This is a genomic window from Mesorhizobium sp. ESP-6-4 (assembly GCF_020164735.1).
Classification (GTDB): Bacteria; Pseudomonadota; Alphaproteobacteria; order Rhizobiales; family Rhizobiaceae; genus Mesorhizobium.
On record NZ_JAIUGS010000010.1, the window covers coordinates 67,300 to 90,859 of the forward strand.

Consider the following 23,560-nt stretch of genomic DNA (forward strand, 5'->3'; position numbering starts at 1 on the left):
GCTCACTCCCCTGCCTTCCGGTTTGCTGGCGCATTGGCGGCGATCTTGTCCCGTATGGCCGCCGGCACCGGGATGTGCCTGGGCTGGCCTGCCAGCGCGCCGAGCACCTCGTCGCGCGTGCCGAACATCGAAAGGGATCCGTCGCGGATGAGGGCGATATGATCGGCAGTGCGCAGAAGATTGGTCTGATGGCTGATGATGACCACCGTGCGGCCCCGCTCCTTGAGCTGCTGGAGCACGTTGAACAGCGCCACTTCGCCTTCGCCGTCGAGGCCGGTGTTCGGCTCGTCGAGGACGATCAGCGGCGGGTCACCGAATAGCGCCCGGGCCAGCGCGATGCGCTGGCGCTGGCCGCGCGATATCCGGGCCCCATGCGGTCCGACTTCGGTGCGATAGCCGCTCGGCAGCCGCAGGATCATTTCGTGGATGCCGGCGAGTTGAGCCGCGGCTATGACCGCTTCGCTGTCGACGTCGCGCAGGCGGGCGATGTTCTCGGCGATCGTTCCAGGGAACAGCTCGACCTGCTGCGGCAGATAGCCGATATGCTGGCCGAGTTCCTCCGCAGGCCAGTTCCAGACTTCCGCGCCATCCAGCCGGACATGGCCGAGCGAGGGCCGCAGCGTGCCGACAATGAGACGGCAGAGCGTGGTCTTGCCCGAGCCGGATGGGCCAATGACGCCGCAGGTCTGGCCGGGTTCGACGCCGAAGCCTATCGCGTTCAGCAGCGCCTGCGACGTCCCTGGCGCACAATAATGCAGGTTTTCGAGCTTCAGCCGGCCTTGCGGGCGGGGCAGGCTGACGCCGACTGTTTGCATCGACCTGGTTTCGGCGAAAAGCCTCATCAGGTTGCGGCGCGCGGTCCGCGCGCTGACCAGACTGCGCCAGGCGCCTATCGAGCGCTCGATCGGCGCCAGCGCGCGGCTGAGCAGGATGGAAGCCGCGATCATCGAGCCGGGTGTCAGCTCGCGACGCAGGACGAGATAGGCGCCGAGCCCCAGCACTGCCACCTGAAGGGCGAGACGCAGCGAACGCGACAGGCTGCCGATGATGGTGGTGCGCTGTAGAATCCGGGTCTGGATGTCGATCAGCGATTGCTGGTTTTGCTCCCACCGAAGCAACGCCGGCTCGGACATGCCGAGCGAACGCAATGTCTCGGCGCCATCGATGAATTGACCGACGGCGGCCTGGCTGCGGCGAAGCCCCGCTGCCGCATCCTGGCCTTTGCGGCGGGTGAGGAAATCGTTGGCGAGCGCGGCGCAGAACAGGAGCACGGCGCCGGCAAGGCCGACTACACCCAATGCCGGATGCAGAAACCACATGAATGCCAGGAAGACCGGCGTCCATGGCGCGTCGAGGAAAGTCAGTATGCCATCGCCGGCAATGAAGCCGCGCAGATCGCCCACGTCCTTCAGGCCGGTTTCGAGGTTGCTGCCGGCCAGGCGCGCCTCCATCGCGCGTTCGATCACCGGAACGCTGAGCTGGTCGTCCAGCCACTGGCTGATATGCCCGAGCATCATCCGGCGGGCGTGTTCCAGCAGGCCATAGACGGCGATGGCGCCGATGACGGCAAGGGTGAGCCATAGCAGCGTGTCGATCGACCCGCTCGACAGCACCCTGTCATAGATCTGCAGCATGTAGACGGTGCTGGCGAGCAGGAGGAGATTGGTAAGCAGGCTGAAGAGAAGGAGGGCGGGCACCTGATGGCGGGCCAGATGCATCACTTCCTGGAATTGTGGCCTTGGCTGCATCACGGATAGCCCCCGCTTCGATGCCGTTTGTCAGTGCCCGGCCCCGGCGTTGAATTGGCGCCTGGGCCGGTGTCGTTACGGGGGCAGCATCGGCTGCCCCCGTAAGGTCAGGCGTCAGGCGATGTCGACCAGAATGTGCTGCACCGCTGTCGTGTCGCCATCCGCGTCCGCTATCTGGACGCCGAAGTCGAGGTGCGCGTCCGGTGTCGTGGTCTGCGTCGAGGTGAAGCCGAGATCCACGATCTTCAACACATCGTTGTCGGTCGCGTCCCAGTTCACCAGTGCGGTCTGAGAGCTGCCGCCGGCTGAGCCGGTCGCCCGGTTCAGGTCGATCGCCGTCGGCGTCTCCTGAAAGCCGGCCAGGTTCGGGTTATCGGGACCGATGATCCCGTTACCGGACTGCATGATCTGTGCACCCTGGATCACCCAGTTCTCGCCGACACCATTGTAGTCGTTCCTCTCGATGATGATGAGGCCGTCGTTGTTATCGAGTGGGAAGTCGGCTGCGTATGCGGTAGGCACCTGCCCCATTTTGTAGATGTCGGCGTTCTCGATGTAGATCGCCTTGGTGGTATGCACGCTGCTGTCCGTGCTGCTGACGAGTTGAAGGATGACCATCAGGTCCTCACTGGTGCCGATCCCGTCGAACTTGATGGCCATGTCGGCGGCCGTCTGGCTCGGGGTGATGCTCTCGGTGCCGATGCCAGGGCTGGTGTCGAAGAACCGCAGCGTCAGCAATTCGCCTTTCTGGATGGTGTCGCCAGCGACCCCGTTCGTGCTCTGGGTGGCAGACACCCAGTCCTCGTGGTTGTTGGTGACCAGATCGCCAGGGTTCCACGCGGTGTCGGTGGGTGTCGCGTTGTCGCTGTCGCCGGTGGAGTTAAGACCGAACTTGATGGTGTTGGTGACCGAGTTCGCCGTGAACTGCACGAAGAAGTCCCGGTCGGTCGTTTCGGGAGTGCTGTCCGCCTCGAAGAGCTTCTCCACCACAATGTTCGGGTGGCCGACATTGCTCGTGGGCTCCTTGGATAGAAGCTCACTGGTGTGCAGGATGTCTTTGGTGAAGCCCTCCACCGCGTCGTTCAAGGTGATGGTGTAGGTGTCAGCAGTCTTGTTGAAGACTAGGGTACCGCCCGCCGTGGCCGTTTGGTCGCCAGCCGTATTCGGGTCGCTGTCGTACGAGATTTGCCAGTTGAACGTTGCCTGGGTGGCGTCTTCCGACTGGAGCGTCGCGGACGAGCTAATGAACGGCGTCTGCGTGTTGGGGACAAGACCTGTGAGGTTGCCACCAAGGCTGAGCTGGATGCCGGTAGCCACGACGTCCTGGTCGACAAAGTCCGAGTGCGTGGTGTCGTAGAACGCGGCTGGGTGGGCATCCGCGCCAACATCGTAGCCGAAGGCTCCGGTGGCCGACGCGTTGAGCGTGTTGGCCAGCGTCTCGTGCTGGATACCTGGGGTAACGGGGTCCCCGTCGAACGGCACCGTGATCGTCGGCCCGTCGTCCTTGAAGACGAGGTTCTGGCCGATGTTGAGTGTGGCCGCCTGTTGATCGCCGTCCTTGTCGATGATGGTCGCGGTGAGTTGAATCAGGTTGTCCGCGTCCAGCGTCTTGCTCTCGTCCGGGTCGCTGGTCGGATGGACCACTGCCCGGAGCTGATCCAGGGTGACGCTACCGGTACCGCTAACGGAGACTGTGAACACAAGGTCGTTGCTTGTGGCGGTGCGACCTTCGATGATGGCACCATTGAGCGAGAGGACGACCGCCTGGCCGGTTAAGGTGTCGGTAAGTCCGGTCGAGCCCGCTGTAAAGCCGAGCGCATAGGTCACCGTGCCGGCTCCGTCTGCCCCGAAGGCCGAGCTGAAGTTCGCTGCAAAGCTCTTGGTGTCGTTGGTCGTAAGAACCGTGTCATCGACACACAGCGTCGGCTCGGTGCCGTCTGCCGTGATGCTCGGCCCGTCGTCCTTGAAGTTGAGGTTCTGGCCGATGTCGAGGGTGGCCGGTGCGTGGTCACCGTCCTTGTCGGTGACGGTCGCGGTGAGTTGGATCAAATTGTCGGCTGCCAGAGTCTTGCTCTCGTCCGGGTCGCTGGTGGGATGGACCACCGCGCGGATCTGATCGAGGGTGACGTTGCCCGAGGCGTCGACAGAGACCGTGAACACGAGGTCGTTGCTCGTGGCTGTGCGACCTTGGATGGCGCCGCCACTCAGCGAGAGGACAACAGGCTGCCCAGTCGCGGTGTCGACAAGTCCGGTCGAACCTGCCGTAAAGCTAAGCGCGTAGGTCACCGTGCCCGCCCCGTCTGCCCCGTAGAGCGGGCTGAAGTTGGCGGCAAAGCTCTTCGTGTCGTTGGCGCCAAGAATCGTCTCGTCAACGGTCAGCGTCGGCTCGGTGCCGGTCGTCGAAATGCTTGGTCCATCGTCGTTGAAGTTGATGAAAGAGCCGACTTGTTCGTTGTAGGCGTTGGCCACGTTCCCAGCAAAGTGCACTTCCTTGACGTCGAAATAGTCCTTCTCCATGTCGATATTCTTGATGGTGAATCGGTCGAACCTTCCGCCCGAGCCGCCCGCGGTCGTGAAATCGACGGTCACGCCCTCGCGGACGTTGTGCAGGACCATTCCGGTGCCGCTGAGATCAACTGTTATGCCCAGGGCGGCGGCCGTCGTCGCGACGCCGTTCAGCTTGAACGTCACTCCGGTGATATTGATCTCGGTATCGTTGTCGTCACCCGGCAACACGGAACCTTTCGCGTTGTCGTTATTGTTGTAGGCGTGGACCTCAATATCGGCCACGGTGTTGGTGGGTGTGGACTGCGAGATCGAGAAACCTGCGCCGGAGACGTTCTCGATGTGGTCGGTGTAGTTGGGCGCGAGCGGCGTGTCGGTAAAGTTCTTGCCAGCGCTCTGGGTGCCGCCATTTATCAGATCGATCTGAAGCTCACGGCCGAAGCGTACATCCTGGGATGAGACGCCCAGGCCTTGCGTGCTGACGTTGACTTCAGCCTGCACCCCATTGTCGTGAGCGGTGACAAGGATCTTCTGTGAGCTCGCGACGTCGGCGTCGAGGATGTACCAATTGTTGTGTCCGGGAGGGGCGTCGCCGAGCTGACTGAAATTGAGCACGGTCGTTCCCGTGACCGATGCGAACACCTTGTTGAGCAGATCGATTTGGTCGTTCGGGTTAGTTGCATCCGGATGGAACAACGGCACATACTGAACCAGGTACAGGTCTGCATTGGTGGCGCTGGTGCTGGCCAGCCCAAACGAGAAGGCGAGTGGGCCGGTCGGGGCGGGCATGGTGGCCGCGTTTGAGGTCCCAATGACGCCGATCACAACGTTTGGGTGAGTTTGATCTTGGAACAGCCAGACATAATTGCCATCGACCGTCCGGATGCCGCTGTTGACGCCGACGGTGGTCGAAAACGGAGTTCCGGAGGAATTCTGCGTGAGAACGACCGAGGTGATGGTTTCGCCGGCGCTCGCCGTGGCGATCACGAAGTCGCTCTGGAAGGCGACCTCGGGTGAGGCCAGCCCTCCCGGACCGTCGAGGCCCAAGAGATAGGTAAGCGTGTCGTTGGTGCTGTGCGGCGGAAGGGCCGGGTTGATGTCGTCATCCTGCGGGCCGGTGGTCTCGTCGATGATGATGTCTTGAGCTGTGATGTCGAGTGCCATTGGAAATTCTCCCCTGGTTCAAATGCGGCAGGCGCGATTTCAGCCCCAACGCCGGCAACCGGCCGCACGGACGCGCATCCGCTGGCTAGGCCAGCGCCACGCGCCATCGTTAAAGAAAACTGGAGTGGTGAATTGACTCTCAGGAGGGGTAGAGGGGGTTGGGAGGAGCCGCCGCTGATCCTCCGCTCCTTGCCCCGTCAGGCAATTCTAGGGGGATGCGTCCTGCGCGCATCGGCGGCCCACCAACGGCGGCCGCCAAGGATCGATAATGAGGGCATACTAACCGCCCCTCCCCAACAGGCATGACTGCCTGCACGCCTCCACTGCTCATATTATGAGCAGCTAATGTTTACTCTTATTTGTGGAAAATTAAAACTGGACTATTGATTTTTTAATAACTATGTGACTGGGGAAAATGGTCCCTCTCGAAATGGGACTTATGTCCCTGCCATCGAAGTATCTGAAAATAAAAGAGAATGCGGTATATTGCGCTGACAGATGTGATTATGACAGGGGCAAACAGCATTGAATAGGCTTATGCAGACGACGCTCGCCATAGCACCAATGATGGATTGGACTGATTATTTAGTGATTTCGCTGTGTTAATATAGTGTTGTGTGCAATCTCTGTGCACAAAGTCATACTCCCCCTTCCGTACTCTTTTACCCGATAGGCTGCTCTACACCTTACTCAAACCGTTTCAGTATTCGCTGGCTGAGTCAATCCCGGCCGAGAGCCACCTCAACGGGTATAATCTATGTGGTATGCCGCTGGAGCACCGTCGAGAGATCCTCCAGGAGATAAATTCGGCCGTCGTTCGAGTTCAATTCAGTGAACGCCTAGCGTTTATCCACTTGGCCGACGAGGCCGGTCTCGCAGGCATGTTTCCACGTGCAAGCTCAGCCACTATCGCAGCAGACGGATGACGGACTGGCGCGCTTCACCAAAAAAGATCTCGACATCGTCGGCGTGAAATAGAGCCCGCTGACGTGCTCCCCTGAATTGTCCTCGGGTTTGAGTTTAGCCTGTTCCTCCGATGAGGAGACGGGCAATGAAGCGATCGAGATTTCTGATGAACAAATGATCGGCATTTGAAGAACCCCAGGCTGGGCTTTCGGCGACAGCACTGTGTCGCAAATACGGTTGTGCCTTGAAGAGGGAGAACGGCAAGCTGCAGCGTCCTGCTGGCCGGGCCCGAGCCCCGCGCGATCTCCTCCAGCGACTCGAACAGGCCGAAGTCGACGCACCGGTCGTAGGATGGCGGCTGATCGCGGGCTCAGCTTCGTCGAAGCGAAGCCTGGCGAATACATCAGCGGCCGGCTTGCCGGCGCCACCAACCTCGCCTCCGGCCAATTTGCTATGATCGACGCGACGGAACCGGCTTCTAGCTCGTCTCCTGTCAGCCTCGACCCGAACAAACGCATCGGCCAGCACATAAGGGGCTCGCCCGTGACGATGGTGCTATCGAATGGACCTTCGACAGAAGACGAGGGCTGGGGCCGCAAGGGTTGCGGATTATCCCGGCTTGCTCAAGATTCGAAACGCGCCCAGGAGGTCCTCGCCGACGTATCCTCCGATGTGGCGTTTGGAGCCGCTATCGATGGGCAGCTTCTTGTGCTGGAAAGGTGAGGGCGGAATTTCAGGTCACAAGGCGAGGTTGCCGAAGTTGACCGTAGAACACATTCTCCGGAAGTTGTAGGCTGCCCGGAGCAACAGCAGGCGTTTGCTTGTTGAGCCGAGTGCGCCTGAGACGGAACATCTCTCATCACTCGCGAAGCGCGCGTCCCATAGCGGCATACACAGGAGCGCTGAGATATTCCCAGGCTGATCTTGTGCCGGTTTCGATCATCACCTGCGTGTTCATACCAGCTTGCAATGCCACCGGCATTGCCTTCAACGACTCTGGGGTCAGGACAATTCGAGCCGAATAGTAAGCTTGCCCTGTCCGCGAATCTATAAGCCGGTCCGCTGACAGGGTTTGGATATCGCCGCTCATAGGCTGCTGGTAACGCTTGCTTACGGCGCTAAGCCAAATTGTCGCGTGCAATCCCGCCCTCACTTGGTCGACATCCAACGGATCGACATTTGCCAGCACAACAAAGTTGTCGTCGAGGGGGACGATTGTCATCAGTGGATCTCCTGCCGCTATCACCCCACCGATAGTATGCACCTTCAGTTCCACCACGGTCCCACCAATGGGTGCTTGGATCTCGGTACGGGCCAGCACGTCATTGGCGGCAGCCATTTTTTGCCCCGCCTCGTATATCTTGGCGCGGGTCAATCCGAGTTGTTCGACAATGTCGGTTGCTGTAGACGCTTTAAGTTCTGCAATCTTAAATTTTGTCTCCTCCATCTTCTCCCTGGCGACGCCGATCGACGCAACGTAACCGCTCAGGGCTCCGCTTACATCCGCCTGTTCTGTCTCCAAATCGGAAAGGCGCGTCCGTACAATCAGCTTCTTTTCATACAATGCGCGGACGTCGCTAAGTTGGTCTTCGATGACTTTGAGCTTTCGGGTCGCCGCGGCAACTTGCCCTTCATACCCCTCGATTTCCTTCTGCAGACTGGCGATCATCTGCTGCAGCACGGAGAGACCCTCGTGCAAAAGAGCCTGCCGCGAGCGAAAAATGCTTTCTTGCCCAGCAATGGCATCCATCGCCTGTTTGCCGGCTTGCTTCAATTCCGGCGGAATTTCGATGGTATCTTTTCCATCTCTTTCCGCGACGAGCCGCGCCTCGGTTGCTTTTGCCTCGTACCACTGCGCGCTGATTTCGTTTGCTGCGGCCGTCGAAGCAGTGCCCTGCAATCGTATCAAAGCCTGGCCCGGCGACACGTGGTCTCCCTCTTTAACCAGGATTTCGGATATGATCCCTCCTTCAAGGTGCTGGATGGTCTTCACGTTCGACGCCACATCCACCACGCCGGGTGCCAAGACTGCGCCTTGGATTGGCGCTTCAGCCAGCCATAGGCCCGCGGCGGCGGAGAAAGCTGCCATTATCGCGAAACCCGAAGTCACCAAGCTTTTGCCGAACGGCGCGGGGTCTTCTGCTTGCACACCGCCCGAGCTTTTGTTGCGGAGGGCCAGCGAGGCTTTCACTTGACTCTCCGCAATTCCGGCTTGCTCGGACGCACGGGACTTACGATGTGATCAGTGAACTCCGGTTTCTGGCCGCCCAGGATGAGCGATTTGTCGATCATTCCGATAAATCGCTTGGAACGCCCCGACATGGTGACGACTATCGAGCATCCGGAGTCCTTCATAAATTTGACGGCCGTTTCGAGTGTCCTCCTCGAAGAAATGTCTAAATTTGCGAAAGGCTCATCAAGGACGATCAGTTTCGGCGAACGAAAGAAGGCTCTTGCAACGGCTATTCGCTTCCGTTCGCTGCCGGAGAGGCCGACGGACTCATCAAGAAGGGTGTCATAACCCTGGCTTAACCGGAGAATAGATTCGTGAATTCCCGCTATCTTGGCTGCGGAAACCACGTCGTCCATGCTGGTCTGCTGAAATCGTGCGATGTTCTGCGCAACGGTTCCTTCGAAAAGCTCGATATGCTGCGGGAGATAGCCGATGACCTCAGCCCTGATGTAATCGGGAAGTCGTGTGACGTTCATGTCGCCCAACCGGACTTGTCCGGTGCGCGGCTTAAGCAGCCCAATCAAAAGGCGGGAAAGCGTCGTCTTTCCGGTTGCGGCCCGCCCCATGACCATCAGCAACTCTCCTGGCGCCAGGGAGAGTGAAAGTTTCCGGAACAAGTCTCCCCGCGCTCCGCTGTGCTTGAACGAGACTTCATCGAGATTCAAAGCGCCATTCGGTGTCCCGGGCAACAAGACCGGTTCGTCACGCGCCGGTCTGGCAAGCTCCGCCTTGATCTTCGAGTACCCCTCGCGCGCCTCTCGTAGACTTCTGAGCTCCCGAACCGCCTTGTCGACGATCTTGTAGGCGAAGTTGGCAACAAGGCGGCCTGCGAATAACCCCCCGAGCGTGGCATGATTGTTTAAAAACAACCAGATGCCGGATGCTAGGAGCACGATGTAAAAGGCGCGGCCCAAGACCCGGATGGCAGAGTCGATACTCACCCCTCTCGCGTTCAGCCGATCCCGCTGCAGAAAGCCGTCTATCTTGCTCTTACCCCAGCGGCCGGCGATTGCGTCAGCCATCGCAAAGGCGCCCACCACGTCCTTGTGCCTGTCTGCCGAGACCAAAACTTCCCTGGCCTGCTTGGCGGCGTCGCGTTCCGCCTGGCGGGGTTCTCGCGTGAGCTTGTCCTTAAGCAGGCTCAGACCGATCAGCAAGGCAATGCCGGCCGAAGCGATCATGCAGAGAACCGGATGGATGAAGTATACACACAGCAGGAAAATGGGGGCCCAGACCACATCCATCCATGGCGCTAGGCCGCGCTCCACAAAACTGGATACCTTCTCGATGTTGGCCAGAACCGGTGGGTTAGCAACACCGGCGGTCAATCCGGCTCTCACGGATTGAGTGGTCAACTGATGCTCGATCCATACACTCCATCGCGAAAGCATTCGCCGGCGGACCGTTTCCAGCGCAGCTCCCGCAACAAGCGCGATCAAAGCCGCTGCAGTGAGGGCAACAAGGGTTTCGATGCTGCGGCTCGAAATGACCCGATCGAAGATCTGTATGAGATAGAGGGGACCCGAGAAGCGGAGAAGATTGATAAAGATTCCGAATGTCACGACAGCAGCCAAGCCGGGCCTGGACCGTCGCCACATTTCGCTCAGAGCAGGACTGAACCTCTTATCTCGTATGCTCATTGATCACCGCTGGTCATGCTCGCCCGATTACGCTGCGGTGTTCAGTGTCGCTGAAAGCTCCTGAGAAGTTCATGATTGTGGCGTCCGGCTCATCCGGCGCGGAGGCCGAGATCGGTTGCCTCACAGCGTTAAGCAAGGTCTGGCCTTCATTTCCGCTCTTGCGATCCATCTCAAGCATCGACCAAGTGTCGTTCAGAAGCCCCTGCATTTGGTCGTCGGCCAGAGCAGAGCAGCCAAGCGCCTCGATAAGGTTGGACAAAGACAACTTCAGTGCGGCCCGAGTTTTGGCCAGCACTGCGGCTTCTATGGTCTCCGCAGGAGCGCGAGCCGAGATAAAGGCTGGAATGTCGAACCGTGATGACAGCTTAGGTACCGTGACGGTGATGCTCCCATAGGGAGTTAGCCATGACGCGAACCTGGTGCCTTCGGCAGAGGTCTGGTTGAGCTTACCGAACTCCGCCGCGACGAGCCCTTGCGCAACCATTCCTAAAAATTCAACGCGCAATTGCGAGGCCTGCGCGCTATAACCGTCCGGGGCCATTCCATCCGCAGATTCTGCGATGCGCCGGAAATAGGGATTACTGCTCTGTCCGTTGGCGAGTTTCGCAGAAGCGCGAGCCCTCATGACAGGGTTCAGTGCTCCTTCCTGCAGCTCCCATGGAGAGTAGACGTGCAGCCCGGTGGCTTCCTCGGCTTCTCTCACCGCGAGCGGGGATCGGCCAATTCGTCCGCTTATAGCAAGCACGTTGTGACCCGCGGCGCGAAGGCTGTCGACGCCATATTTTGCTCCCATGGCATCATACGAGGCGAAGATTGTGCCAAGGGCAATGCTCCGCAACGACTCGGCCCAGATGAGCTCCGATGTCTCCCTTTGCTGCAATCCGTCGGCGATCTCGATGACCGCGACATCACATCCGTTTTCGGCAGCGTGGTTCAGCAGGCGGAAGGCACCTTTCTCGATCAACTCCACTGAAGCCAAGTAGGTCGTTGCAAAACCTGCATCGGTGAAATCAAGAACCAAGTCCGCCCCGGCGTCACGGACGATCCACATGTCGCCGCCGGATCCTGTTCCGGTAATCTTCAACGCAGCGACCTTCAGTCCCAATTTTTTAAAGCCCCTGACCAATGACGTCGCCGTCAGGGTTTTGCCTGCGTTCATCGATGTGCCGAGCGACAGAACAATTGGCAGCGAGGGTCGAAGATCGTCTGAACTTACCTTGTAATCCCAGACATTCAGCCGACGGCCGAATTTATCCCCAACCAACCCCAGCGGCGTAATCTTTGTCGGCGCCGCCATTCTGTCATGCCTCGAAAGCTCCTGCGCCGCGATTCCCCCGCCGGCTACCAGGTCGCACGGGCCCAAATCCGGACCAATCACCGCTTCGAACTGGTCGGGGGCATACCTGTTGCCGTAGCAGACAATGATCTCATCGCCAGGAAACATGATGGCCTTTCTTCCGCCGATGAGCTCCAATCGGCTGTGATTGCCAAGTTCATCAATGCGCGCCAGGACAAGATCGCCTGCGGCGGGCTGTATCGGGCCAGTGATAAGGGTTCGCATGTGAGAAGCTGCGACACGACGCGTCGCGAATGCGCGCTTGGCCCTTTTCATACGCCCGCGTTGTATTCTGGAAATCGCCATGACAACTCCCCCAACTAAACTATAGTGACGCTGTTTTCGAAGATTTTATTTGAATCTTATTTTATTCGACTAACCTTTGACTTACCTCTTCTTTTATGCTTTACCATTAGATAACCATAATATAACGGTGGGTTGCATGCAATGGGGCCTCGCTTGGGACTTTAGCTGCGGACTTTAGTCCCATGTTGCGCCTTTCGAATTAGCGATTCCTTAAACATATTCGAGAGGCGGACCATCTGGCAGAAGTCAGATGCGATCATGACGAAAGTCATCTTCGCTCCCTGGCGCGCCAGCTTATCTTGCTGGGTGAGGACTCCGTGCGAGTTGAGCCGTGATCGGCATGGGGCAATTGGTGTTGGGGCGATAGCGTTATGGTATCTCAGCATGGAGAAGCGAAACCGATCACGGTCGTCGGACTTCGGACGTTGTGGGGAACAAATGTTTACGGCGTAAATACAGTGATTAAGCTGTCTCTGAACATGGGATCCTTAGCGGCGACGCATGTTTCAGCTTTTGCCCCTGAAGCTCGCTCAGCGCTTTCCAGGCTATTTCCCGACTGCCCACAGGATGGTTTGGTGGCGCAGTATATTGCGGATGCGATCCGGTGCGCTGATTTAGAGCTTTGCCAGGAGATGAATTTCTTTTCGTCGTTAGCGACGCCCGCGTTCGTGAGCGACCGAGCGCATGAGACTTTCTCTCTCGTTTGGGAGTCGGATGACCCGCAGATGTCGCGCGCGGCTGCTTCGGCTGTTGTTGACGCGATCGATGAAGCAGCACGAGGCGAGGACCCCGCCGCGAAATATATGGAGGCCCGAGCGCAAAATCTGGAAAAGGCCAAGAAGCGGCGGCTTTCGAATTCAACCGCTGTCCTGGTGGCTACGGCCAAGAGGAAGTGCATTCCATTCGAGTTCGTTGCCCGCAACCATCTTCGCCTTGGCCAAGGCAAGCACCAGAAACAGTTGTTCTCGACAATATCCGGCTCGACGTCGTTTGCGTCCGCGAAGACGGCCCTGGATAAAAGACTGGGCAACAGACTTCTGGCTCTGGCCGGCATCCCAGTTCCTCGTCAGATCACCGTCCGCACCAAGGCCGAGGCGGTCGCCGCCGCCAAGCAGTTGGGCAAAAGCGTGGTCGTAAAACCGGCTCAGGCAAATCAGGGGCGGGGCGTTTCCGTCAAGCTACGGGGGCGCGTCGCCATCGAAGCCGCGTTCGAGAGAGCATACGCGCTGCGCAACAAGCAGCACTCGGAGCATAGCGGAGTGCTGGTGGAGCAGTTTATTGCCGGCGCTGAATATCGAGCGACTGTCGTCGATTTTCGTGTCGCAGCGACGGTCATGTGCCGACAGCCGGAGGTAATAGGTGACGGCGAAAAGACCATCCGCGATCTGATCGACGAATTGAACCAGGAACCGGATCGGGATGGTAGACGTCTGTGCCGAGTGGAAATCGACGACGAACTGCTGCGGCACATCCGTTTGCAGCGGCTTTCATTGGAGTCAGTCCCCATCGCCGGCAAACCGGTGGTTCTGCGCCCCACAGGCCACCTTGCCCGCGGAGGCATCCCGGTCGATGTCACGGACTCGGTTCATCCTGACAACACACAGCTATGCGAGCGCATTGCCAAGGTCTTTGGCCTGAGTATCGCCGGGATAGACCTTATCATGCCGGACATTGCGATATCTCACAAAGAGGTCGGATGTGCAGTCGTTGAGGTAAATGCGCGACCAGGCATCGAATTTCATCTTTCGACACGAGCGGGCAACTCGAGGGATGTGAGTGACCTGATTCTTACCAATTTGTATGACGATCCGGCATCTTCGGAAGTCGCTACGATACTGGTCATCGGCGATCGGCACACGAGCATGGTGGCTAAAGCCATCGACCACCGGTTCCAGGCAGAGGGACGGCGGATCGGTCTCCTGTCGAAAAGAGGCGCCTACATCAACACTGTTCCCCTGGAACTGGGCCAGCGAGTGACCCCTCAAACGCTGACTAGGGATCCTTTCCTGGAAGCTTTGATCTACGCGGCGTCTCCGGACAGAATTTGGACGAAAGGCCTCGGTTTGGCTGCTTGCCATGCGGTGTCCATAGCGCCGTCGGGCGCCGAACATAACGAAGTTCTCGGCGATCTCTTCGGCAAGGTGCTGCAGCGCGTCAACCGAGGTAATTTCATTGTAGACGAGGAGGATGAGATATCCCGCCGAGCACTGTCCACTCTGTCCCCTGCGAAGTTGATACTGGTCAGCGCCAAATCTTACCTTGACGCAGATCTGCTGCGACACCTGCAGAACGGTGGTCTTGCTCTGTTCCTGAAGTGGAGCGTCGACGGATCGGGAGCTAAAATGGTGCTTGCGTCGGGATCCGGTGACCTGGCGACGGAGCCCATTGCGTCCCTGTCCCTGTCGCGTCCGCCCCTGATCAGAGCCGACATGCATGCCATGGCGGTTTCGTACTTGGCAAAAAGAGATGGCTGGTTCGATCAGGTGGCAGTGCGGTCTGCGCCGCCCGTAGACCGGCGCGACATGGATGAAGCTCGACAGCGATGAAAATCTGTCGGTTTCGCTAAGTAAAAGGGAGTAGGGTGAATGAAAACGGTTTCGACAACTGACCGGCCGAATGTTTCACTACGCGATGCGGCGACGCTCGTTGCCTTGGCCCTGAAGCGCACCACGAACAAGGCGGGACAACCGCGGATCCGGGCAAGGATGTCATCCAAGACGTTCAAGCGCCTGACCGGGCGGCGCATCGGCGGCGCGAACTCCGCCAAAGAATTCACCGAGGAACTGAGTAACCTTGGATGGCTGATGGTCCGGATGCCGTCCGCTTACGGTTTTGTGCGTTCTGCCTCCCTGACCAAGTGGCCTCTGACAAAATCGAATGTCATTGCGAAGGAACTCGAGCAGATCGGCGGGGAATCCGAGGCGAAAGCGCTGGATGATGCAAGGCGCGAGCTTGGTGGATCAATCGACGTCGGCGGTCCATCTAATGCCTCCGATGCGTCGAACCGAGCAGAAGGAAAAAAGAAAGTGGTTCGATAGGCGCGCGTGGCGGTTTCACCGGGAAGGAACTTATCGGCGCCAATTGCTCTCAACGAATACGGAGACACAGAGAAATTTGATACTACTTGGCTTTGGAATTTCAAAAGCCCGGGCTGCCCCCAACAGGACTCCACGTTGGTAGGTTATATTGGCAAAGGATCATATGCGAAAGTGACGCCGAACTCCGCAACTGTCCAAGGCATGGTTATGAGGATATCTGGCGCAAGGATTCTTGCGGCGGGAAACATGTGGTCCCGCTCCGCAGTTGTCCGGCTACAGCTGTCCGCCGATGGCGCCGGCGGGTGTGATCCTGTGATCTCGAATGCATATCTGATCCCGGACTTAATACCGCCTGTCAGCCGATTTCGTTCCGACATGGTTGACTTTTCTGCGTGGCAGTCGTTGCTCACCGGGACGGAGATTTCAGCTACCCGCGTCGTAGAGACGCTTGCCTTGCTGATCCAGCGTTGGGTTAACTGGCCGGTCCAGTTCGCCGGGTCGGAACAGGGCGCGAACGCACGCGAGGTCGTTGCTGTTTTTGAAACACGACAAGCCCGAGCAGGGCTGCGTGCAGGTGAAGTCGCGGTCGAGCTTCTAAACGCGTTATGCAGAGAGGATCTGGACCGTTTGCGAAAGATATTCGACCAAGCTTTCGACGCCTACCGCGAGAGCACCTTGGACGTAACGCCAACGGTTGACACCCTTGCGATCGCGAAGCGTGCCCAGCATCGCGAAATTCCCTGGTCGACGGTTCCAGGTACCAACTACATCAAGCTTGGATACGGGCGGCACTCCAACATTCTGCTGGGATCGGAATCAACAAATACGTCCTCGATGGGCAGGATGCTTGCCAAGAACAAGGCAGCTACAAACGCCATACTCGTCGCCGGCGGACTGCCGGTAGCAGTGCAGCGACTGGCGCGCAGTGTCGAAGAGGCGCGGGACGCTGCCCGCTGGATTGGATTTCCGGTGGTCGTAAAGCCGGCGTCTGGCAATATGGGGAGAAGCGTTACAGTCGGGGTGCAGAACGAGGTTCAACTGCTTGAGGCATACGAGCATGCTAGCCGCGTTTCGACTCGCATCGTTGTTGAGGCGATTCTCAAGGGCGAAGAATACCGGTTGCTTGTAGTCGGTGGAAAATTCTTTGCCGCCTCCTGTCGCCGCCCAGCGCACGTCAGGGGCGATGGCACAAGCACGGTGCAACAGCTCGTCGACCGAGAGAACCTTAACCCCGAGCGACACGCGGGCATGCACTCGAGTTTGAAGCCGCTCCCGGTGGATAAGATGGCTCGGTCATGCTTGGCGGAGCAGCGCCTGTCGCTCGACGCAGTTCCGGGAAAAGATCAGATCGTTCTTCTGCGGCGGGTTTCAAACGTTTCGCAGGGCGGCACAGCAGTTGATATGACCGAGGCGGTTCATCCGTCTATCCGCGAAGTTGCCGAGCGAGCGGCGGCACTGCTTGGTATCGACGTTTGCGGAGTTGATTTCATTACCACCGCAATAGACCGACCATTCTGGGAAACAGGAGGCGCGATCTGCGAAGTGAACACTCGGCCGATGTTGGGGCTTCACTTGGCGGTGGTCGAAGGCACGCGGCGTGATGCGGCGGATGCAGTGGTCGAGATGCTTTACCCCAAGAGTTCGCCCAGCCGGATACCGCTGGTCGTAGTCTTGACGATGGCCGACGGTGATCCGTTGGCGAATGCGATCCGCGCCTCGGCCGAGGCGTCTGGTCAACTAGTCGGCTTGGCATCTATCGAAGGCACACTGATTGGGAAGCAAACGTGCCGTATGCGTTTCGGAGATCACCTCGATGGGATTGAGGCTATCGTGGCTGATGCAACGCTCGATGCGGGGATTGTAGTGGTTTCGCCGGAAGAGGTGCTTAACAAAGGCGTGGGCCTGGATCGAATTGATATCGCGATCTTGCCGTCGGGAAACAGTTCGGCACCGGCAAAACATGCACGCGAGATATTAACACGAATTGCGGATGGGCGGGTGATTGCCGCGAAGGATCCCGCAGTCGTCGACAAGACGCTCCAAATTATTGGCCGACCAGCTGGCAATCGTCAGCGCGGTGAGTCGACCAAGCAACCGCGCGTAGCAGCAGCCCCAGCAGCGAGACCATGCCGAGGGGCCGGCAGGTTTTCGACAGGAGAAAGCGCCAACTTCACAGTGCTCCTAGTCGGCGATGTGGGCTTTGGAGAATCGTATCTCGAATATCCGCGCATGGCGTCGCTGCGCGAGAGCTTAGCAATCAAGGGACACCGATACTCGCTAGCCCGAGTCTCGGATGTACTTGCCAGTGGCGATCTGACGATCGGAAACCTTGAGGTGCCGCTCGCCGCGACGCCTGATCCCTCCTTGAAGGGCCGCAAAAACTATCTAGGCTCATCAGATCCTGACGAGACCGCAGCAGCGCTAGTGGAAGCAGGATTCAACGCGGTGTCGCTGGCAAACAATCACAGCCTCGACTGTGGGGAATCGGGCCTACGTGAGACAATTCGACGACTGAAGGCCGCAGGTATCACCCCGTTCGGTGCCGGAGTGGATTTGGCAGAGGCGGCTCGACCCTTGGTCAAGACGATCACGGTCGGCGGCGTCGAGCGGACGATCGTGATTTGGGCCTGCTTCGAGTTTCGCGAGAAATACGACAAGCAATTCAGATGGTACGCTGGCAATACGAAGCCAGGGATTAACTGCATTACGCCCGAGGCGATTGCGACGCAGATCGCGGACCTCCGTCGAACGTTGCCGTCTCCCTTCTTTATCGCCTATCCCCATTGGGGAACGGACTACACGAGCACGGAACCTTATCAACGTGAGTACGCGCGGCATCTCGCGGCCGCAGGGGTTGATCTGATAGTCGGTCACGGTGCGCACACCATTCAAGGCATGGAGATTGTGTCCGGGCGGCCGGTTTTGTTCGGATTGGGCAATTTCGTTTGGAACACCCCCGGCCGATTTTCAAAAACTCGGGCAGCTCCTTACGGGCTGGCCGTTGCCCTTCGTTTTGAAAGCCGTGCGAATGACGGGCTGTCGTTGTCTGTTCGCATGTATCCTCTGTTGACGGACAACGACATAACGCATTTTCAGAATCGACCGGTCAGTGAGGAAGAGTTTCCGCAGGCTTTCGCCGTTCTGACAAAGCGCTACGATGGCGGTCGTGACCTACTAACTGGTGTCGATGACGTGGGAAGTTTTGTCGAACTCAACCTTGAGGCCACATCAGGAGCATGAGAAGTCTTCGCGACATGGCGCCGAACAACTGACTGGCGCAGCACCAGCGGAACTTGCCGCTGCCGGAATTGCAGTGACTGGGCCGTGATGTGGCTCAACAACTGCTCCTCAGTAACACAACGTAGGGGCGAATATGGTTCGGCCGTCGAAACTCGTGCACAGGATCAGCGGACTGGTGCTGGCTGGCATCGCTGCAACCGCAATTCTCATATCGACAACTCCCGCGGCAGAAGTGGCACCTCCGGCGCAGGCGGGTGGCGCACTCGTTATAGTTGGCGGTGGACCCATTCCAAGGGAGATCTTGGCTTGCGCCATGGAGCTTGCTGGCGGCCCAGACGCTCGTATCGTCGTTCTGCCCCAAGCGTCTCGTGCCGATAAGCACAGCGACTCTCTCGTTGACGCGTTCCGAGCTGCTGGTGCTAGGAACATCCGAAGTTGGCGTTTTGAGAACCAGGGTCAAGCCAACGAGAAGGCCGCTTCCTCGGCAAGCGTCGCGGGCGTCGCGGACGCAATCAATCAGGCCAATCTGATCTGGCTTTCTGGCGGTTCTCAAACGGCCCTGATGGCGGCGCTTGACGCATCTGGATTCAGTCAGTTGATCCGGGAGCGGCATCGTCGCGGAATTGCTGTGGGCGGTTCGAGCGCGGGAGCAGCGGTTATGGCGGATTGGATGATGACGGGCGGGAGCCAATCACTGAAGTCAGTCATCGCCGGTTCGGCCCCGACCAGTAGGGGTTTAGGCTTGTGGCCCGGAGTGATAATCGATCAGCACTTCCTCAAGCGACGACGAAACAATCGTCTGCTCACTGCAGTTCTGGATAGGCCAGATCACGTGGGCATAGGAATCGATGAAAGTACGGCGCTAGTTACCTTGGGTGACCAAGTTGAGGTCTTGGGCGAAAGCTCGGTAATTGTATTTGACGCTCGCAACGCCCAGCTTAAACCCAGTGATGAGGGCCTGCCGATTGGCGCAATGGGAATATTGACGCACGTACTGGTTCGGGGGATGAGCCTAGCCGCCGACATACCAAGGCCAACTGACGCTTCACAACCGCCAACGCACGTATCAAACTCAAGCATCTGTGCCCTTCAACGTGACTGAATGACCCCACCTAGCCTTGGACGGCGACTACCGATCAGGGGGGTAACGGCCGACAGCGCGATCAAAAGCACCCGATCATTGCAGGCCCAACAAAAACCCTCATGATTCGTTGCTGGCCACCTGATTGAACGGGGTGCTCATATGGAGCCGGGCCATCGACGCGCAGCTGTTCGGGCCGGCCAAGCGCGGCGATCGTCCGCGCGGTGGACGTTCGCAGGTGCTGAACGCCATCTTTATGTGCTATGGACGGCTGCCAACGCGCGGCCCAAGGATCTGCCGCCGAGCGTGGGACTCGGGCGGCACACTGCAGAGCATCCACCACGCGCTCGAAGGTACAGCCGGTTGTGCCACGATGACCGTCTGCTCGCTATGTCGCCTAACCTGGTCAGCGCTGTGGTAGCCGCCGAAGACGAACGCCTCCGGCTGTCCATTCTTTTGTGCTGAGATGTTGGTTGCAGCCCTCAATTTGTAGCGCGCCTACACATCGACCTGAGCCGAAGGGCACGAAAAGGGCCGGAAAACGAAACGTTTACCGCGAAGGCAGCTCCGGGTTGTTTAGCAAGAGCGAATATATTATCCCAATAACACCTCGTTTCGATGGGAGTGACAGATGCGACTTCTGATCCGTCTGTTGGCGGTGACCTTGGGCTTAACGTTCTCGGGCCCGGCGCTTGCCTGGAAAGTTGGCGGTGGCACGACCACCGCGACCATCAATGGGACCAAGCTCACCGTATATACTTATCATCCAAAATACTGCAGCAACCCATCGCTCCTGTTCGTGTTTCACGGCCTCAGCCGCACGGCTTCATCCTACAGAGATTACGCGGAGCCTCTGGCCGATCGAAATTGTCTGATCGTGTTGGCGCCCCTCTTTGACCTGGAACGATTTCCAAGCTGGAGCTATCAGCGGGGAGGCATCGTCAACAACGGTACAATCCAGCCTCGGGACCGGTGGACTGTCTGGTACGTCAAGGGCCTGGTAAGCTGGGCCAGGGCGAAAGAGGGATTGCCGAACGCGCAATATTATCTCTTTGGGCACTCGGCCGGAGGCCAATTCGCTTCCCGCGTTGCAGCATTCGCCTTGCCGGACGCAAAGAGATCAGTTGTTGCCAACCCCTCTTCTTACGTTTTGCCATCCCTGTCAGAGGCGGTCGCCTATGGCCTGGGATGCGTTTCCTCCGGTTGCGTCTATAGCCCGGATCAAGCCAACCAGGAATTGAAGGCCTATCTGGCTTTGCCGCTAACCATTTATCTCGGAGAGGACGACACAGGCGATGCCGAGCTGGGCGAGAGCGCAGCCGCGATGCGTCAAGGATCGACACGCCTGGAGCGCGGCGAGTTCACATTTGAGCTGGCGCAAGCCGTCGCGACCGCCAATGGATGGCCCTTGAACTGGCGTCTCGTGATATTGCCTGGTGTCGGACATTCGGCAAGTGACTTGTTGAAGTCCGATCAGGCCGATCAAGCCTTTGGGTTCAAATGAGAGAGCGGCGGTTCGGGCGACTTCCGAGTTGGCCGGGAATTTAGCATTGTCTAAATTACTGTCGATCTAGAGTGTTCTCCGGAAGAGGGCATCTCGATGCCGAAGTTGAAAGATCTGCTGCTCGACCGGCGGGGTAACATTGCCGTGGCAGCCGCCTTGATCGTTGTGCCTTTAGGCTTGGCCCTGGGCCTTGGCGTCGATTTTACCAATGCCGTCGTCTGGAAATCCAGATTGCAAGAGATTGCCGATTCAGCGGCTCTCGCCGCCGTTGAAAGCGACGAAACAAACGAGGTGGCCGCACAGGCAGCGAAGGACTGGGCGCTTGGCAACAGCTCGTTTGCAGCCGACATCATCGTTGATGCGGACGTCACCACACCTTCTTCCACGTTGCAAGAAGCGGTAGTCAAAATCTCAGCCGGATTACCAACCGCTTTTATGACTCTTGCAGGATTTCAGAAGATAGACATCCAAGTAACGGCAACAGCTCGGAAATCCGCGCCTGATTACTGCATCTATGCCCTCGATCCGGACTCCAACGGAGCGCTGACAGTGACCGGCTCGGGAGGAATATCGGTTCCAAACTGCGGCATTCAGGTGAACTCCTCTGGTGGCAGTGCGCTTAGGCACGTTGGAAGCGGAAAGATCATCGCCAGGAAAATCTCGGTAGTGGGCAGCTATCAAGGCGGCGGCTACAGTGTCACGCCAAAAACGAACGAACCTCTGCTCACGGACCCACTTATCACGTTGCCAGAACCTATTCCGCCGAACGGCTGTGACTACAACAATCAGGTGCTAGCCGATGTCACCATCCCGGCCGGTCGGGTGTTCTGTGGGAGCATCGGCTTCGACGGAGATGTGACCCTCGCTCCAGGAATTCACTACTTCCACAACGCGGTAGTAGCCATCGGCAGCGATGTGGATTTGAAAGGTAACGAAGTTACGATCTTTCTCGACTCGGGGTCCAGTATCATCCAGTCACCAGGGAATGGTTCTGTACGGCTTTCGGCTCCCAAGGACGGAGTCTATTCTGGACTTTCGATATTCGGATCTCGCCAAGAGTCGGACCGAACACCGGCTGTGTCATTTTCAGGAAACAAGAATTACTTGGTTGACGGAGTCATTTACCTGTCACACCACCGCTTTCGAATGAAGGGAACGCATGACCTGAAGCTGGTGGCCAAAACAGGTTGGCTTATCGCGTGGCAATTGCTCTTCAGTGGCGATTCCAGCGTGAGCATCGACGCTTCCGAAACCTCTGTCAGGAAAGGGCTACGCAACTCAGAGGTGGTTTTGCTCCGATAGCGAAAGCCGGAAAGGATGAATTGGACGGGGTCAATTCTGTGCTCTTCTGCGATCGCAGCTCGCTGTTCTCGCCTCCGCTAATGCGCACCGCCGGAATCTCGACCGGGCGGCCCGGCTGCATTGGGCTAAGGGGTATTTAGGAACGCAGCCGGGCCATGCCGGTGGATCCTCCCGGCATTATGATCTTGATCTTGAATTAAATTAAATACAAGCTTCCTCTAATTTAAGGATTCGGGACACGGCGAGCCCGGCGGGCAGGAGCCACCAGCGCCAGCGCCGCGCTCGATAGCTGCACTTGCGCGCGCTTCCCCGAACTCCCAAACCGCGCCTACCACATAGAGTCCGATGAGGATCTGCAGCCACTCGGGGCGGGCGCTGGCGAACAGCCAGTGCCCGCTGCCGCGCCGCCGATAGCTCCCGGCAAATACCAGCACACGATGCTCCAGTCGATGTCGCGACGAAACGCCAGGATCCGCACCGGATTTGCCATGAGCTCGGTAAGCGTGATCACGGGAGCGACGGCGGTACTGCGGTAAGGAACGACACCCGCCGGGATCAGCAGCAGACCCCCGCCGCACGCCGAGAGCGTATTGGGGTCCAGGCGAAGAAGCCCGCGCCGCTAAGTAGTCCAAGTTGCAGCGCGCGCTGCAGCCCGGGCGGGTGCAGTCCTAACAAAGATTCCAAGCGCGCTCGCTGACGTTCCTACGAGTGCCGCCTAGTATTCGGAAGGCGGTCAGCGAGAGTTAGCAGATGGCGCCGTCTTACCCCGAGTGCCGACGGCATGGTCCTGAGTGAGGCACCCGTCTGCGTGCCGCTGACCGGGCACGGTATGCTCGGCACCCGACAGGGACTACCCCTGGCCCGGCACAGCATCGGCTGTCGGCGCGCTGTTGTTTGTGCCGTTCAGGAAGGGTTGGTTCGAGGTCGTCAAGCCATCCGCCGATGTGGCCGGGCCGGCCACCAGCGAAAATGCTGCAGAGAGGGTAAGCATTCGCATGAAGGTTCTCCAATCATTGCAAGGAGTTCAACGTCTTTCCCGAGGCGCGAACTTAAGTTGCTCGGGAGGTCAACAGGGCAGGGCGGCCGTCCCTTCATTGTCTTCAACGGTGCGTTCCGTCGCCGTGCCGCCACTTCGCGACCGTCGTGCGGCTCAGGCCGTATTGCCGGCCCAGGACGCCGGTCGATTCTTGCGACGTTGGAACTCGGCTCGAACTCGCGGCGTTGTGCGGGCGTTGGTGTATGTCTGCCATAACGCCTCCTGCGAATTACGGCTTCAGGATAGCGTTACGACTCCCTGGGACTGAACAGCAGGCTTGCTTTAGCCATGGGACCGACTCTGGCGCGGCTTACCGGTTAGTCAAGATTGTTCTAATGTTCCAACTTGTCGGGAACCGTGGCTGCGGTGACACGTCGGACGCGTCATTGGTCGATTCTCCTTCAGGGAACCGGCCGCCTCAGGAACAGAGCCCGTCGCTTACGCTCTTGGCCGCGACGGGCTTTTCTTTTCCGGCAACGAACACATGTTAAAGCGCGTCAACGCAAACCAGCGTAACATTC

General features: G+C 58.6%; 12 protein-coding genes. 7 read left to right on the forward strand and 5 right to left on the reverse strand.

Annotation, left to right across the window (positions count from 1 at the left end; translation table 11 throughout):
• Positions 1–2: 2 nt before the first annotated feature.
• Together LB523_RS18975 and LB523_RS18980 are read right to left on the reverse strand one after the other, a co-directional pair.
• The gene (locus tag LB523_RS18975) at positions 3–1,748 is read right to left on the reverse strand and encodes a type I secretion system permease/ATPase (protein WP_224605845.1); all 1,746 of its coding nucleotides are present in this window, start codon (positions 1,746–1,748) and stop codon (positions 3–5) included.
• Between the two features lie 114 nt (positions 1,749–1,862).
• Positions 1,863–5,417 (reverse strand): DUF5801 repeats-in-toxin domain-containing protein, encoded by a 3,555-nt coding sequence (locus LB523_RS18980; protein WP_224605848.1) that lies wholly within the window; start codon positions 5,415–5,417, stop codon positions 1,863–1,865.
• A 1,128-nt stretch (positions 5,418–6,545) separates the two neighbouring features.
• Between LB523_RS18980 and LB523_RS18985 the strand changes: the two genes are divergently transcribed.
• On the forward strand, positions 6,546–7,046 hold the full coding sequence (locus LB523_RS18985) for a DUF3363 domain-containing protein (protein WP_411966479.1): 501 nt from the start codon (positions 6,546–6,548) through the stop codon (positions 7,044–7,046).
• A gap of 136 nt (positions 7,047–7,182) precedes the next feature.
• Here LB523_RS18985 and LB523_RS18990 read toward each other — a convergent pair whose 3' ends face one another.
• The 3 genes from LB523_RS18990 to LB523_RS19000 form a co-directional block, all read right to left on the reverse strand.
• Positions 7,183–8,514, reverse strand: coding sequence for an HlyD family type I secretion periplasmic adaptor subunit (locus LB523_RS18990; protein WP_224605855.1), 1,332 nt, complete (start codon positions 8,512–8,514; stop codon positions 7,183–7,185).
• Positions 8,511–10,130, reverse strand: coding sequence for an ATP-binding cassette domain-containing protein (locus LB523_RS18995; RefSeq protein WP_224605860.1), 1,620 nt, complete (start codon positions 10,128–10,130; stop codon positions 8,511–8,513). The genes LB523_RS18990 and LB523_RS18995 overlap by 4 nt, the downstream gene beginning before the upstream one ends.
• A gap of 79 nt (positions 10,131–10,209) precedes the next feature.
• On the reverse strand, positions 10,210–11,838 hold the full coding sequence (locus tag LB523_RS19000; RefSeq protein WP_224605863.1) for a hypothetical protein: 1,629 nt from the start codon (positions 11,836–11,838) through the stop codon (positions 10,210–10,212).
• Between the two features lie 575 nt (positions 11,839–12,413).
• Here LB523_RS19000 and LB523_RS19005 point away from each other — a divergent pair.
• The 6 genes from LB523_RS19005 to LB523_RS19030 all read left to right on the forward strand — a co-directional run bounded on the left by LB523_RS19005 (position 12,414) and on the right by LB523_RS19030 (position 22,003).
• Complete coding sequence (locus LB523_RS19005; protein WP_224605868.1) at positions 12,414–14,384, forward strand: acetate--CoA ligase family protein; 1,971 nt, start codon at positions 12,414–12,416, stop codon at positions 14,382–14,384.
• A 39-nt stretch (positions 14,385–14,423) separates the two neighbouring features.
• Positions 14,424–14,876 carry a hypothetical protein gene (locus LB523_RS19010; RefSeq protein ID WP_224605872.1) on the forward strand — a complete coding sequence of 151 codons (453 nt, stop codon included), beginning with the start codon at positions 14,424–14,426 and terminating at the stop codon, positions 14,874–14,876.
• Positions 14,877–15,251: 375 nt separating this feature from the next.
• Complete coding sequence (locus LB523_RS19015; protein WP_224605874.1) at positions 15,252–18,116, forward strand: CapA family protein; 2,865 nt, start codon at positions 15,252–15,254, stop codon at positions 18,114–18,116.
• A gap of 133 nt (positions 18,117–18,249) precedes the next feature.
• Complete coding sequence (locus LB523_RS29480; RefSeq protein ID WP_224605876.1) at positions 18,250–19,218, forward strand: cyanophycinase; 969 nt, start codon at positions 18,250–18,252, stop codon at positions 19,216–19,218.
• A 610-nt stretch (positions 19,219–19,828) separates the two neighbouring features.
• Positions 19,829–20,701 (forward strand): hypothetical protein, encoded by an 873-nt coding sequence (locus LB523_RS19025; RefSeq protein WP_224605878.1) that lies wholly within the window; start codon positions 19,829–19,831, stop codon positions 20,699–20,701.
• A 96-nt stretch (positions 20,702–20,797) separates the two neighbouring features.
• Positions 20,798–22,003: a TadE/TadG family type IV pilus assembly protein gene (locus LB523_RS19030; RefSeq protein ID WP_224605880.1), complete on the forward strand. Its 1,206-nt coding sequence runs from the start codon at positions 20,798–20,800 to the stop codon at positions 22,001–22,003.
• The last annotated feature ends 1,557 nt before the right edge of the window (positions 22,004–23,560 follow it).

What these genes read in the sequence shown, in the direction of transcription:
- LB523_RS18975 (WP_224605845.1), bottom strand. Translation starts at nt 1,748, where the DNA reads ATGCAGCCAAGGCCACAATTCCAGGAAGTGATGCATCTGGCCCGCCAT.
- LB523_RS18980 (WP_224605848.1), bottom strand. Translation starts at nt 5,417, where the DNA reads ATGGCACTCGACATCACAGCTCAAGACATCATCATCGACGAGACCACC.
- LB523_RS19000 (WP_224605863.1), bottom strand. Translation starts at nt 11,838, where the DNA reads ATGGCGATTTCCAGAATACAACGCGGGCGTATGAAAAGGGCCAAGCGC.
- LB523_RS19010 (WP_224605872.1), top strand. Translation starts at nt 14,424, where the DNA reads ATGAAAACGGTTTCGACAACTGACCGGCCGAATGTTTCACTACGCGAT.
- LB523_RS19015 (WP_224605874.1), top strand. Translation starts at nt 15,252, where the DNA reads ATGGTTGACTTTTCTGCGTGGCAGTCGTTGCTCACCGGGACGGAGATT.
- LB523_RS29480 (WP_224605876.1), top strand. Translation starts at nt 18,250, where the DNA reads ATGGTTCGGCCGTCGAAACTCGTGCACAGGATCAGCGGACTGGTGCTG.
- LB523_RS19025 (WP_224605878.1), top strand. Translation starts at nt 19,829, where the DNA reads ATGCGACTTCTGATCCGTCTGTTGGCGGTGACCTTGGGCTTAACGTTC.
- LB523_RS19030 (WP_224605880.1), top strand. Translation starts at nt 20,798, where the DNA reads ATGCCGAAGTTGAAAGATCTGCTGCTCGACCGGCGGGGTAACATTGCC.